At 56.6% G+C, this 12,640-nt stretch carries 14 protein-coding genes; 6 read left to right on the top strand and 8 right to left on the bottom strand.

Features of this window, described 5'->3' with window-relative positions:
- Positions 1-99: 99 nt before the first annotated feature.
- Complete coding sequence (gene nhaB, locus IM313_RS16505) at positions 100-1,638, top strand: sodium/proton antiporter NhaB (RefSeq protein ID WP_028013516.1); 1,539 nt, start codon at positions 100-102, stop codon at positions 1,636-1,638.
- Between the two features lie 46 nt (positions 1,639-1,684).
- Positions 1,685-2,215, top strand: coding sequence for a disulfide bond formation protein DsbB (dsbB, locus tag IM313_RS16500; RefSeq protein WP_028013517.1), 531 nt, complete (start codon positions 1,685-1,687; stop codon positions 2,213-2,215).
- Positions 2,216-2,248: 33 nt separating this feature from the next.
- On the opposite strand, the gene IM313_RS16495 is transcribed toward dsbB, so the two are convergent.
- The 3 genes from IM313_RS16495 to IM313_RS16485 all read right to left on the bottom strand — a co-directional run bounded on the left by IM313_RS16495 (position 2,249) and on the right by IM313_RS16485 (position 3,765).
- The gene (locus IM313_RS16495; RefSeq protein WP_028013518.1) at positions 2,249-2,689 is read right to left on the bottom strand and encodes a YcgN family cysteine cluster protein; all 441 of its coding nucleotides are present in this window, start codon (positions 2,687-2,689) and stop codon (positions 2,249-2,251) included.
- A gap of 93 nt (positions 2,690-2,782) precedes the next feature.
- Positions 2,783-3,442 carry a fumarylacetoacetate hydrolase family protein gene (locus IM313_RS16490; protein WP_028013519.1) on the bottom strand — a complete coding sequence of 220 codons (660 nt, stop codon included), beginning with the start codon at positions 3,440-3,442 and terminating at the stop codon, positions 2,783-2,785.
- A gap of 47 nt (positions 3,443-3,489) precedes the next feature.
- Complete coding sequence (locus IM313_RS16485; protein ID WP_192971767.1) at positions 3,490-3,765, bottom strand: YcgL domain-containing protein; 276 nt, start codon at positions 3,763-3,765, stop codon at positions 3,490-3,492.
- Between the two features lie 123 nt (positions 3,766-3,888).
- Between IM313_RS16485 and minC the strand changes: the two genes are divergently transcribed.
- The 3 genes from minC to minE are packed head-to-tail and all read left to right on the top strand — an operon-like array spanning position 3,889 to position 5,705.
- Positions 3,889-4,596 carry a septum site-determining protein MinC gene (gene minC, locus IM313_RS16480; RefSeq protein ID WP_048998675.1) on the top strand — a complete coding sequence of 236 codons (708 nt, stop codon included), beginning with the start codon at positions 3,889-3,891 and terminating at the stop codon, positions 4,594-4,596.
- Positions 4,597-4,619: 23 nt separating this feature from the next.
- On the top strand, positions 4,620-5,432 hold the full coding sequence (gene minD / locus IM313_RS16475; protein WP_028013522.1) for a septum site-determining protein MinD: 813 nt from the start codon (positions 4,620-4,622) through the stop codon (positions 5,430-5,432).
- Between the two features lie 3 nt (positions 5,433-5,435).
- Positions 5,436-5,705, top strand: coding sequence for a cell division topological specificity factor MinE (gene minE, locus IM313_RS16470; protein ID WP_010432714.1), 270 nt, complete (start codon positions 5,436-5,438; stop codon positions 5,703-5,705).
- A gap of 74 nt (positions 5,706-5,779) precedes the next feature.
- Here minE and rnd read toward each other — a convergent pair whose 3' ends face one another.
- The 5 genes from rnd to IM313_RS16445 form a co-directional block, all read right to left on the bottom strand.
- A complete protein-coding gene (gene rnd, locus IM313_RS16465; protein WP_028013523.1) occupies positions 5,780-6,907 on the bottom strand; it encodes a ribonuclease D in 1,128 nt (375 codons plus the stop codon).
- Positions 6,908-6,978: 71 nt separating this feature from the next.
- The gene (fadD, locus tag IM313_RS16460) at positions 6,979-8,664 is read right to left on the bottom strand and encodes a long-chain-fatty-acid--CoA ligase FadD (protein WP_072252102.1); all 1,686 of its coding nucleotides are present in this window, start codon (positions 8,662-8,664) and stop codon (positions 6,979-6,981) included.
- A 203-nt stretch (positions 8,665-8,867) separates the two neighbouring features.
- Positions 8,868-9,449 carry a Slp family lipoprotein gene (locus IM313_RS16455; protein ID WP_041909497.1) on the bottom strand — a complete coding sequence of 194 codons (582 nt, stop codon included), beginning with the start codon at positions 9,447-9,449 and terminating at the stop codon, positions 8,868-8,870.
- 37 nt (positions 9,450-9,486) lie between these two features.
- Positions 9,487-10,182, bottom strand: a complete 696-nt coding sequence (gene tsaB, locus IM313_RS16450; protein ID WP_047367799.1) for a tRNA (adenosine(37)-N6)-threonylcarbamoyltransferase complex dimerization subunit type 1 TsaB — start codon at positions 10,180-10,182, stop codon at positions 9,487-9,489.
- 66 nt (positions 10,183-10,248) lie between these two features.
- A complete protein-coding gene (locus tag IM313_RS16445; RefSeq protein WP_192971766.1) occupies positions 10,249-12,159 on the bottom strand; it encodes an ATP-dependent DNA helicase in 1,911 nt (636 codons plus the stop codon).
- 133 nt (positions 12,160-12,292) lie between these two features.
- Here IM313_RS16445 and IM313_RS16440 point away from each other — a divergent pair, with 133 nt between their 5' ends.
- Positions 12,293-12,637 (top strand): RidA family protein, encoded by a 345-nt coding sequence (locus tag IM313_RS16440; protein ID WP_048998672.1) that lies wholly within the window; start codon positions 12,293-12,295, stop codon positions 12,635-12,637.
- Positions 12,638-12,640 lie beyond the last annotated feature (3 nt).

Below are 12,640 nucleotides of genomic sequence, written 5' to 3'. Positions count from 1 at the left end.
TCATTTTTGTGAAATTTACAATGCGGTCTTATCCGCCTCCGGGCCGCGATTTTTGCGTATACTGATGTTTTGTATTACTTAACGGGAAGGACGTCTGTTGTGGAAATTTCTTTTGGGCGCGCGCTGTGGCGCAATTTTTTAGGTCATTCTCCTGACTGGTACAAACTGATACTGCTGGTTTTCCTGGTCGTTAATCCCATCATTTTTAGTGTGGATCCGTTTATCGCCGGGTGGCTGCTGGTGGCGGAATTTATCTTCACCCTGGCCATGGCGCTGAAGTGTTATCCCCTGCTGCCCGGCGGTTTGCTGGCGTTTGAAGCCGTTGTCATCGGCATGACGTCCGCAGAGCATGTAAAAGCAGAGCTGGCCTCCAATCTGGAAGTGCTCCTGCTGCTCATTTTTATGGTGGCCGGTATCTACTTTATGAAACAGCTGCTGCTGTTTATCTTTACCCGCCTGCTGCTGAGCATTACGTCAAAAACGATCCTCTCGCTGGCGTTTTGCCTTGCCGCCGCCTTTCTGTCGGCCTTCCTGGATGCGCTCACCGTTGTCGCGGTGGTGATCAGCGTCGCCGTCGGATTTTACGGCATTTATCACCGCGTGGCCTCCTCTCGCCCAAGTGAGGATTTACAGGACGATAGCCACGTCGAGGCGCATAACCGCGACGTGCTGGAACAGTTCCGCGCGTTTCTGCGCAGCCTGATGATGCACGCAGGGGTCGGTACGGCGCTGGGCGGCGTGATGACCATGGTGGGCGAGCCGCAGAACCTGATCATCGCGAAAGCGGCTGAATGGCATTTTGGCGAGTTTTTCCTGCGCATGGCCCCCGTCAGCGTGCCTGTGCTGGTCTGCGGGTTAGCGACCTGCATTCTGGTCGAAAAATTCAGGCTGTTCGGCTACGGCGCACAGCTACCTGAACCGGTCCGCAAAGAACTGCATAAATTTGACGAGCAGAGCCGCAAACAGCGTACGCGCCAGGAGACGCTGCGTCTGATTGCGCAGGGGATCATCGGCATCTGGCTTATCGCCGCGCTGGCGTTGCATCTTGCCGAAGTCGGGTTGATTGGCCTCTCCGTCATTATTCTTGCCACCACCTTTAGCGGGGTTACGGACGAACATGCTATTGGTAAAGCCTTTACCGAAGCCCTGCCGTTTACCGCGCTGCTGGCGGTCTTTTTTGCGGTCGTGGCGGTGATTATTGACCAACACCTTTTCGCACCGATTATCGCGTTTGTGCTTCAGGCCTCGCCGGACTCGCAGCTTACGCTGTTCTATCTCTTTAACGGTCTGTTGTCCTCTATTTCCGATAACGTCTTTGTCGGGACGGTGTATATCAATGAGGCCAAAGCGGCGATGGAGCAAGGGATCGTCAGTACCGGGCAGTTCGACCTGCTGGCGGTGGCCATCAACACCGGAACAAACCTGCCCTCCGTTGCAACACCGAACGGCCAGGCGGCATTTCTCTTCCTGCTGACCTCGGCGCTGGCGCCGCTCATACGGCTTTCTTATGGAAGAATGGTCTGGATGGCGCTGCCGTACACGCTGGTGCTCACCGTTGTTGGTTTGCTGTGCATCAAAATTACTCTCGTTCCCTGTACGCAATGGCTGCTACAAGCGGGTATACTTGCGGCGCATTAAAATTCGTTTACACTGCGCTTTCTAAGCATGTTCCAGGGAAATGATTATGTTGAGATTTTTAAACCAGTGCTCCCGCGGTCGCGGAGCGTGGTTGTTGATGGCCCTGACCGCCTTTGCGCTGGAAATGGTTGCGCTGTGGTTCCAGCACGTGATGGGACTCAAGCCCTGCGTGCTGTGCATCTACGAGCGCTGCGCGCTGTTCGGCATTATGGGTGCAGGCCTGGTGGGCGCAATTGCCCCAAAAACGCCGTTGCGCTATGTGGGTATTGCCATCTGGCTGTACAGCGCCTGGAAAGGGATTGAGCTTTCCTGGCAGCACACCATGATGCAGCTGCATCCGTCACCGTTTATGACCTGTGATTTCGCCGCCCGCTTCCCGAGCTGGCTGCCGCTGGATAAGTGGCTTCCGCAGGTGTTTGTCGCATCCGGTGACTGCTCCGTACGTCAGTGGGAATTCCTGACGCTGGAGATGCCGCAGTGGCTGGTGGGCATTTTTGTGGCCTACTTCGTCGTGGCGCTGCTGGTGCTGATCGCTCAGCCGTTCAAACCGAAGAAACGCGATTTGTTTGGAAGGTAAAAGCAAAAACCCGCCACGGCGGGTTTTTTATTATCACCGATTAGGGTGATTCATGATGTGATCTTCCCAGTCCCGTACCTCGGACTCCTTCACCGCAATGTGGCGTACCGAGATACGCTCGCCGTGCATCGCCGCTTTTGAACCGGTCAGCAGAGGATGCCAGGCCGGTAGATCTTTCCCTTCCGCCAGCAGGCGATACGCGCAGGTGTGCGGCAGCCACTCAAAAGTCGGCAGATTTTCACGGGTGAGCTTGATGCAGTCCGGCTCGAACTCGAAGCGGCGTTCGTAGTTGCGGCACTGGCAGGTTTTAATGTTCAGCTGCCTGCAGGCGACGTTGGTGAAATAGATCTCATCGGAGTCTTCATCCATCAGCTTGTGCAGGCAGCACTGCCCGCAGCCGTCGCACAACGATTCCCACTCCGCGTCGGTCATTTGGTCAAGAGTTTTGCTTTGCCAGAAAGGAATGTCGTTCATCAGGATGTCCACACGTCAAAAGAAAGCGCACCTTATAACCAGTCTGGCACGTGGTTGCAAGTTTTGCCGCCCTTTGCAGGCGGCAAGATGCGGTTACAGCACGCGGGTTTTTAGCGACAGGCCGTTAAAACCGACCTCAAGCTCATCGCCGCTGGCGAGCGGGCCCACGCCTTCCGGCGTGCCGGTGAGGATCACATCGCCCGGCTTCAGGGTGAAGAAACGGCTCATGTAGGCGATCAACGGCACGATCTTGTGGATCATATCTGCCGTGGTGCCCTGCTGGCGGATCTCTCCGTTAACCTTCAGGCTGAGCGGAGTGTCCTGCGGATCGTTGGTAAATTCATTCACCGGAACAAACCCTGAAATCGGACATGCGTTATCAAAGCCTTTGGCTTTTTCCCACGGCTGCCCTGCCTTCTTCATTTTGCCCTGCACGTCGCGCAGGGTCAGATCCAGCGCCACGCCGTAGCCAGCAATCGCTTTCTCGACATGCTCTTCGGAAGCCTGGCGCAGCGTGGCGCCGATCAGCACGGCAAGCTCTACTTCGTGATGTACCGACCCCAGCCCCTGCGGCAGCGCCAGCGGCTGGCGGATGTCGCATAGCGCCGTCTCGGGCTTAATAAACAGGACCGGCTCTTCTGGGGTTGCGCTGCCCATCTCCTGAATATGCTTCGCATAGTTGCTGCCCACGCAGACCACTTTGCTGACGGGATAATCCAGTAATGCACCTTGCCAGTTATGATGTTGATACATGCTCGACCCCTAATCGGTTGATGTGTTATGCCCGAAAACAGCTGAGGCTATTTTTTCCCGGACGCCTCGAGGTGCTGTTTTAATAAATTCTCAGGCGGCGGTGGAAGCTGTAAATAATAGCCCTGCTCGGCTAATGCCGTTTTCACTTTTTCCAGATTGGCATTCACCAGTTTCTTACGGCCGTCCAGCGGCAGCAGCATCGCCAGCTGTGGTCGGCCAAAGTTCTTCATTAATTCTTCCGGCACGCGTGAAAAATCGTCTTTCTTTTCGACATAAAGATAGGTCTGGTCACGGCTTGTACTTCTGTAGATCACACAAAACATGTTTTTACTCTGAATTAATGGGTGGTTGCTTGCCTCAATATACTCCTGACTATAACATGCCTGATACTCTTCGGAATATCGCAGCGAATGGTTGCGGTTAATAGCAAATTGAGTAAGGCCAGGATGTCAAACACGCCCATCGAGCTTAAAGGCAGTAGCTTCACCTTATCAGTGGTTCATTTGCATGATGCAAAACCCGAGGTTATTCGTCAGGCGTTAGAAGACAAAATCGCCCAGGCTCCCGCCTTTCTGAAGCACGCCCCCGTCGTCATCAACGTCAGCGGTCTTGAGGCGCCGGTTAACTGGACACGTCTCCAGCAGGCGGTCTCCTCTACCGGGCTGCGTATTGTCGGTATCAGCGGCTGCAAAGATCCCGAGCTGAAAGCGGAAATCGACCGTGTGGGGCTGCCGCTTCTTAATGAAGGCAAAGAAAAAACCCCACGTGCAGCACCCGCTGCCGTACAAACGCCCCCTCCTGCGGCGCAAAACGTTACCGCTCTCACAAAAACGCGAATGATTGATGTGCCGGTTCGTTCCGGTCAGCGCATTTATGCGCCAAACTGTGATCTAATTGTTACAAGCCACGTCAGCGCTGGCGCAGAGCTTATTGCAGATGGCAATATTCACGTTTACGGTATGATGCGTGGACGTGCGCTCGCGGGCGCAAGTGGCGATCGGGACGCGCAAATATTTTGTACTCACCTGACGGCGGAACTGGTGTCCATCGCAGGTGAATATTGGCTGAGCGACAAGATCCCAGCCGAATTTTATGGCAAAGCGGCTCGCCTGCTTCTGGCAGACGACGCGTTGACCGTTCAACCGTTGAATTAATCCCTTTTTAACAAGGAATTTCTATGGCACGCATTATTGTTGTTACTTCGGGTAAAGGAGGCGTTGGCAAGACCACCTCCAGCGCGGCCATCGCTACTGGTTTGGCCCAGAAGGGAAAGAAAACCGTCGTTATCGACTTCGATATCGGTCTGCGTAACCTCGACCTCATCATGGGATGTGAGCGTCGCGTCGTATATGACTTCGTGAACGTCATTCAGGGCGATGCCACGCTGAACCAGGCGCTGATTAAAGACAAGCGCACCGAGAACCTCTTCATTCTTCCGGCTTCTCAGACGCGTGATAAAGATGCCCTGACCCGTGAAGGCGTGGAAAAGGTGCTCGACGAGCTGAAAAAAATGGAGTTCGACTTCATCGTCTGTGACTCCCCTGCCGGCATTGAAACCGGTGCCCTGATGGCGCTCTACTTTGCTGATGAAGCGATCATCACCACCAACCCGGAAGTCTCCTCCGTGCGTGACTCCGACCGTATTCTCGGTATTCTGGCCTCCAAATCCCGCCGTGCGGAAAATGGCCAGGATCCGATCAAAGAGCACCTGCTGCTGACCCGCTATAACCCGGGTCGCGTAAACAAAGGTGACATGCTGAGCATGGAAGACGTGCTGGAGATCCTGCGCATTAAACTGGTTGGCGTTATCCCGGAAGACCAGTCCGTGTTACGCGCCTCTAACCAGGGCGAGCCCGTGATCCTTGATACAACGGCAGATGCAGGTAAAGCTTACGCCGATACCGTTGACCGTCTGCTGGGAGAAGAACGTCCTTTCCGCTTCATTGAAGAAGAGAAGAAAGGTTTCCTCAAACGCCTGTTCGGAGGATAAGTTATGGCATTACTGGACTTTTTTCTCTCGCGGAAAAAAAGCACCGCCAACATCGCAAAAGAACGCCTGCAAATTATCGTTGCGGAGCGTCGTCGTAGCGACGCCGAGCCTCACTACCTGCCGCAGCTGCGCAAGGACATCCTGGAAGTGATCTGTAAGTATGTGCAGATTGACCCGGAGATGGTCACCGTACAGCTGGAGCAAAAAGACGGGGATATTTCGATTCTGGAGCTGAACGTAACGCTTCCGGAAGCGGAAGAGTCGCGTCCGTAGGTTCCTGGTGTCGTAGCCCCGGTAAGCGCAGCGCCACCGGGGAGAATATGCCGGGTATATCGCCCGGCATATTTTTATCGCGGATAACCTTCCAGCAAGGTATTCAGGCGATCGGCCATCAATACCCCGCGCCAGCCAGCCATCAGTTCCGGCACGCCATTCTGCGGTTTCAGCTTCCAGTGCCAGTTCAGCAGCTGGTTAATCTGTCTGCGTGACGCCAGCAGTTCAGCGCTCAGCTTGCTTTCCGTTGCGACATCCTGCACCAGCGCTTTGATATCCTTAAATGCTTTACGATAGCCCGGCATATCCATGAGATTCAGCAGCGTCTCAGGCAGTGCGTCCTCCGGCAGCGCCTGCGCTTTGGCGACCAGCGCCAGCAGGGTTTTACCATGGAAACGGATCTCGCTGCCGGAAAGGCCAATGCTGTCCAGCTCGCCCAGGCTGCCCGGCATATAGCGCGCGACCGCCCAGAGATGCTCTTCACGCACCACAAAATTCACGGCTAGATCGCGCTCGCGCGCTTTACGCAAACGCCAGTCCGCTAACAGCTGCAGGCAGGCCAGCTGACGCGTGCGAAGCTGCCAGGCGTTGGTGATATCACGCCAGGCCTCTTTCGGGTCAACCACTTCCTGGCGACGCTGCTGCGTCATACGGCACTCGTCCAGCGCGGCAGACAGCCAGCCGGAGGCTTCCGCCTCTTTCATCAGCTGTCCGGCAATCGGCAGCAGGTAAAACACGTCTGCCGCCGCATATTCCAGCTGACGCTCGGTAAGCGGACGCGCCAGCCAGTCGGTACGGGATTCACTTTTATCCAGCGTCAGGCCCGTGTACTCCTCCACCATGGCGGCAAAGCCCCACGACAGCGGACGACCGCTGAACGCCGCGAGGATCTGCGTATCAATCAGCGGCTGAGGCATGATGCCAAAGGTGTTAAGAAAAACTTCCAGATCTTCACTGCCCGCGTGCAGATATTTCGTTACCGCAGTATCCAGCAGCAGGTCACGCATCGGCGCCCAGTCGGTAATGCCGAGCGGGTCGATCAGCGAGACGTGCTTACCGTCGTACATCTGTATCAAACCCAGCTGTGGATAATAGGTGCGAGTACGGACAAACTCGGTATCCAGAGCGATGGCAGGAAAGTCGCGCGTCACTTCGCACAGCGAAGCCAGCTCGTCGTTGGTCGTGATCATCTGGTAATTCAAATCGGATTCTCTTTTGTTTGCGCCCATAAAAAACGCCGGCTTAACCGGCGTCTGGGCGATTAACGTGAAGCTCAGGCCTTATTGTCTACTTTGGCACGGGCTTCGTCACGTAATTCTCGTCGTAATATCTTCCCGACATTGGATTTCGGCAGCTCATCGCGGAATTCCACCAGCTTCGGCACCTTATAGCCCGTCAGCTGACGGCGACAAAACGTTATCAGCGCTTCCTCGGTAAGAGAAGGATCTTTCTTGACCACAAATATCTTCACCGCTTCACCGCTACTGCCGGAAGGAACGCCCACCGCCGCCACTTCCAGCACGCCGCTGTGCTGCATCACCACGTCTTCGATTTCGTTCGGATAGACGTTGAAGCCGGAGACCAGGATCATATCTTTTTTGCGATCGACGATGCGCAGGAAGCCTTCGTCATCCATCACCGCAATATCGCCGGTGTGAAGCCAGCCGTCTTTAATGATTTCGTCGGTCGCATCAGGACGCTGCCAGTAACCCAGCATTACCTGCGGCCCTCTGACGCACAGTTCGCCCGGCTCGCCGTGAGGCACTTCGTTATCCTCATCATCCACCAGCTTTGCTTCCGTCGACGGGACCGGCAGGCCGATGCTGCCGCTGTGGTAGTCGATATCGTGCGGGTTGACGCTCACCAGCGGGGCACACTCCGTCAGGCCGTAGCCTTCCAGCAGATATTGCCCGGTTAGCTTCACCCAGCGCTCGGCCACCGCCTGCTGAACCGGCATGCCGCCGCCCGCGGAGAGATGGAGCGTGGAGAAATCAAGCTGCTGGAACTCTTTGTTGTTAAGCAGCGCGTTAAACAGGGTGTTCACCCCGGTCATGGCGGTAAACGGGTATTTTGCCAGCTCTTTCACCAGACCCGGGATATCGCGCGGGTTGGTGATCAATACGTTTTGCCCGCCCAGCTCGATAAACAGCAGGCAGTTCATGGTCAGCGCGAAGATGTGATACAGCGGCAGCGCGGTGATTACCAGCTCTTTACCCGGATGCAGCAGCGGCCCGTAGGTGGCATTAACCTGCTCAAGGTTCGCCAGCATGTTGCGGTGGGTCAGCATCGCCCCTTTGGCCACGCCGGTGGTGCCGCCCGTGTATTGCAGGAAGGCCAGGTCTTCGGAGACGACTTCAGGCTTGACGTACTGCATGCGATAGCCCGCATGCAGCGCGCGGCGGAAGGAGATAGCATCCGGCAGGTGGTATTTTGGTACCAGACGTTTGACGTATTTAACGACAAAGTTAACCAGCGTCCCTTTGGCGGTGGAAAGCTGATCGCCCATGCGCGTCAGGATGACGTGCTTCACCTGGGTTTTGTCGACCACTTTTTCCAGGGTATGGGCAAAGTTAGAAACAATGACAATCGCCACCGCCCCGCTGTCGTTCAGCTGATGTTCCAGCTCGCGCGGCGTGTAAAGCGGGTTAACGTTGACCACAATCATCCCGGCACGCAGGATGCCAAACAGCGCCACCGGGTATTGCAGCAGGTTCGGCATCATCAGCGCGACGCGATCCCCTTTTTGCAGCCCAAGTCCTTCCTGCAGATAAGCCGCAAACGCCCGGCTACGCTCCTCAAGCTTACGGAACGTCATCACCTCGCCCATATTCACAAACGCGGGCTGGTCTGCGTAACGTCTTACCGAGTGCTCAAATAATTCCACCAGGGATTGATAACGGTCAGGATTGATCTCCGCAGGCACATCTGCGGGATAACGGTTAAGCCAAACCTTTTGCAATGCATCACCTCTGAAATGAGTGTTCGTCGTCATCACAGCCCCGATAATAAACAGCTTGTTAACATTATATTAACTCAGCGTACCAGTTTATTAATTGTTCAGATTGCAGGTTGCGAAGCGCGTCACTCTTTTTTTTCGTTTTATCCGTAAAAAAACAGAGACAGCGGCTGAGCCGCTGTCTCTTTCTTAACAATAACAGTAAGTTACTCAGTTACGATCGTTTGCACCTGTGCAGGGCCCGGGTTATACCAGCCCCATCCCGGATAACCGTAACGATAAGGATGTGGACCCCACATCCACGGGTCGATTGGCTGAGGCGGCATCACCACCTGCTGGGCGATACGCCAGCGCTTATAGCCGTTCACCTGCATGGTCATAAATTTATACGGCGTGTTGCCGATTTTGCCCTGCACCGAACCGGTAATCGGCCCGACAACGGTTACCAGCTGTCCGCGAAAATCGACCGGGTCGAGGAAACCACTAACGTCGGCATAGATACGCCCGCGAGAGGCTTCACCGAGTACGGGACGCGCGCCGCTGTCGAGCGGTACCGTGGCAATTTCCAGACGGGTTTTCCCCTGCTGGTTCTGCACGTCGATCACTTTCCCACCGAAGCGGGCTTCCTGGCCGACATAAAGCTCGGGCGCATTCATTACCCGAACCAGATCCTGCTGTGGCGTCGGGCTGCTGCCCTTGATCGCATCAGGTACGGTTACGCAACCGCTCAGTGCTATGGCAACCGCGCCTGCCATAAAAAGGCGTACTACTTTAGTCTGAACCGCCATGATGCGACTCCTTTTTCTCAGTTCCTGTTACTGAGATTCATTCGCGGCCCGGAAGTTTCTTCCACGCGACGGTGTTTCGCAAATAAACCGGCTCCGCATGCTCAACGGCAACGGTTTTTCCTGCTGCAAGCAGTTGACGGGCAATCGGGAGCATATCTTCTGCCGCAGGCAGGAGCATGTTGCCGTCCACCAGCGTCACGCCGGTGCCGCTCGCCATCTCTGGCCACGCCGGCCAGCCCGTGCCGACCGTCGCCCACTCGCCGGACAGCTGCTTCAGGCGCTCAGTAACGGCTTCAGGCTTAAGCACTGCTTCCGTCTCTTCGCCGTGCCAGACGCCATTTTCATCGCGGGTGTATTCCGCCCAGTAAACTTCACCCATGCGAGCGTCAATAGCGGCGAGCACGCGGGTCGCGCCCGTCATGCGCCAGGCTCCCTCGGCCATCGTCGCAAGCGTAGAGACGCCGATCATCGGCAGGTCAGCGCCCAGCGCCAGCCCCTGCGCGATGCCAATCCCAATGCGCACGCCCGTAAAGCTGCCGGGGCCGCGGCCAAAGGCCAGCGCGTCGAGGTCGGTTAAGGTGGTGTTGCCCTGGGTTAAAATGGCTTTTACCAGGGGCAGAATACGCTGGGTGTGTTCCCGTGGGCACTCTTCGAAATGAGCAGAAACAGCACCGTCGTTCAACAGAGCAACAGAGCAAGCCTCTGTCGCGGTATCAATAGCCAGAATTCGCATCAGTCGTCGCGCTCTCGCAAGGGTCAGTCACAAAATGGCGCGCATCTTAGCACACTCCGGAGCGAATTACTCCGCCGTTGGGTTTGCCAGGAAACGCACCGCGCGTTTAATGTCCCGCGTACGCGGGGCGGGCGGCAGGCTGGCGAGGAAGGTTGCGCCGTAAGGACGCATCACCAGGCGGTTATCGCAGATCACCAGCACGCCGCGGTCGGTGACGTCACGGATCAGGCGCCCTACCCCCTGCTTAAGCGTGATGACCGCGTCCGGTAGTTGGACGTCGTCGAACGGATCGCCCCCGCGCAGGCGGCAGTCTTCCATCCGCGCCTTGAGCAGCGGATCGTCCGGCGACGTGAACGGCAGCTTATCGATGATCACCAGCGAGAGCGTGTCGCCGCGCACGTCCACCCCTTCCCAGAAGCTGCTGGTTGCCACCAGCAGGGCGTTACCGGCGCTGACAAACTGCTGGAGCAGCTGGCCTTTACTGGTTTCCCCCTGCAGCAGCACCGGGAGGGTCATGGTGGCGCGAAACTGCTCGGCGAGATCGCGCATCATGGCGTGTGAGGTGCAGAGCATAAAGCAGCGCCCGTTGTTGGCCTCAATCATCGGCTTGAGCATCGCCGCGAGATGCCGCGCCGCCCCCGGCTGGTTCGGCAGCGGGAGATTGCGTGGCACGCAGAGCAGCGCCTGCTTTTCGTAATCAAACGGGCTGGGCAGCAGCAGTGATTCCGCCAGCTCAATACCGAGGCGCTCGGTGAAGTGGTGCAGATCGTCATTTACAGACAGGGTTGCGGAAGTGAAGATCCAGCTTCCCGGCTTCTGCGCCATCACCTCTTTGAATTTATCGGCCACCGTCAGCGGCGTGAGCGCCAGGGTAAAGTGGCGTGAGGTGCATTCATACCAGTAGCTGTACCCCGGCTGGTTGATCTCTTTTAGCCGTTTGAGCCGCCCGCGATAGAGCGTGGCGCGCTCGAAGGCGGCGTCAAGCAGCGCGGAGCGTCCGAGGGACAGCTTCGCCACGTCGTAGCAGAGCTCAAGTGCATCATCGAGCAGCAGCAGCGCGCGCTGGATATTTTTGTCCGCGAGCAGTTCGCGCAGGTTGCCGCGATAGCCCGGCTCGCCAAGCTGTAAGCGGAAATCCTGCGCGCTTTGCGCCAGACGGTCGGCGCACTTCTGCAACTGCTGGGTATCTTTGAGTTCGGTCCGGTAGGCAATGGTAAAATCTTTCGCCAGATCCTGTAGCTGGCGGCTGGAGAGCGACTGGCCGAAATACTGGCTGGCGATATCCGGCAACTGATGGGCTTCATCGAAAATCATCACGTCCGCCTCCGGGATCAGCTCGCCGAAACCGCTGTCCTTAACCACCATGTCCGCGAGGAACAGGTGGTGGTTCACCACCACCACGTCTGCGTCCATCGCGGTTTTGCGCGCTTTCACCACAAAACAGTCTTTATACAGCGGGCAGTCGCTGCCGAGGCAGTTGTCGTTGGTGCTGGTCACCAGCGGCCAGGCCGGGGAGTCTTCCGGCACGCTCGCGCAGGTGCTGATATCGCCCTCTTCGGTCTGGTTCGCCCAGGCGCGCAGGATAATGACGTCGCTCAGTGTTTGTACCGGCAGATCGCCGCCGGCCAGCGCCTGCTGTTCAAGTCGCTCCAGGCAAAGGTAGTTCGATCGCCCTTTCAGCAGTGCCAGGCGTCCTTTGTATTTCAGCGCTTTTGCTACGGTAGGCAGATCGCGGCTGTAGAGCTGATCCTGCAGCGCTTTCGATCCGGTGGAAATTATCACTTTCTTTTTCGCCCGCAGCGCCGGCGCAAGGTAAGCATAGGTCTTACCCGTGCCGGTTCCGGCTTCAACCACCAGCGGCTGGGCCTTATCAATGGCGCGGGCAACGGCGTGCGCCATCTGTCGCTGAGGCTCACGGGGCTTGAAGCCGGGGATCGCCTGCGCTAATTGACCTTCAGGGGAAAAATCGTCTGCCACGTTGCTCTCTCACTGTATTTTTGCACAGGGATTATGTCAGCCCATCTTCTCCTGTGCCACCCCAAATAGTGACGACGGCAGAACAATATGGCAGTCTTGCCGCCTGACGACGAAAAATAACGAGGAAACGTTTATGACAATTGTGCGCATTGATGCCGAAGCCCGCTGGTCTGATGTGGTGATCCATAACCAGACGCTGTATTACACCGGTGTACCGTCAAATCTGGAGGCGGATGCGTTCGAACAGACGGCGAATACCCTGGCGCAGATTGATGCCGTGCTGGAAAAACAGGGCAGCGATAAATCCCGCATTCTGGATGCGACCATTTTCCTGGCAAATAAAGACGATTTCGCGGCGATGAACAAAGCCTGGGATGCGTGGGTGGTAGCGGGTCACGCGCCTGTACGCTGCACCGTACAGGCCACGCTGATGAAACCGGAATACAAGGTTGAGATCAAGATTATCGCGGCGGTTTAAGCC

This window comes from Enterobacter cloacae complex sp. P2B, from assembly GCF_014895985.1.
In the GTDB taxonomy this organism is placed as follows: Bacteria; Pseudomonadota; Gammaproteobacteria; order Enterobacterales; family Enterobacteriaceae; genus Enterobacter; species Enterobacter bugandensis.
The sequence above is the reverse complement of the archived record's forward strand: the minus strand, read 5'-3'. Positions and strand labels throughout refer to the sequence as shown.

Bases quoted from the DNA above. Each gene is read 5' to 3' on its own strand.
- dsbB (WP_028013517.1), top strand. From the start codon at position 1,685: ATGTTGAGATTTTTAAACCAGTGCTCCCGCGGTCGCGGAGCGTGGTTG.
- IM313_RS16495 (WP_028013518.1), bottom strand. From the start codon at position 2,689: ATGAACGACATTCCTTTCTGGCAAAGCAAAACTCTTGACCAAATGACC.
- IM313_RS16490 (WP_028013519.1), bottom strand. From the start codon at position 3,442: ATGTATCAACATCATAACTGGCAAGGTGCATTACTGGATTATCCCGTC.
- IM313_RS16485 (WP_192971767.1), bottom strand. From the start codon at position 3,765: ATGTTTTGTGTGATCTACAGAAGTACAAGCCGTGACCAGACCTATCTT.
- minC (WP_048998675.1), top strand. From the start codon at position 3,889: ATGTCAAACACGCCCATCGAGCTTAAAGGCAGTAGCTTCACCTTATCA.
- minD (WP_028013522.1), top strand. From the start codon at position 4,620: ATGGCACGCATTATTGTTGTTACTTCGGGTAAAGGAGGCGTTGGCAAG.
- minE (WP_010432714.1), top strand. From the start codon at position 5,436: ATGGCATTACTGGACTTTTTTCTCTCGCGGAAAAAAAGCACCGCCAAC.
- IM313_RS16455 (WP_041909497.1), bottom strand. From the start codon at position 9,449: ATGGCGGTTCAGACTAAAGTAGTACGCCTTTTTATGGCAGGCGCGGTT.
- tsaB (WP_047367799.1), bottom strand. From the start codon at position 10,182: ATGCGAATTCTGGCTATTGATACCGCGACAGAGGCTTGCTCTGTTGCT.
- IM313_RS16440 (WP_048998672.1), top strand. From the start codon at position 12,293: ATGACAATTGTGCGCATTGATGCCGAAGCCCGCTGGTCTGATGTGGTG.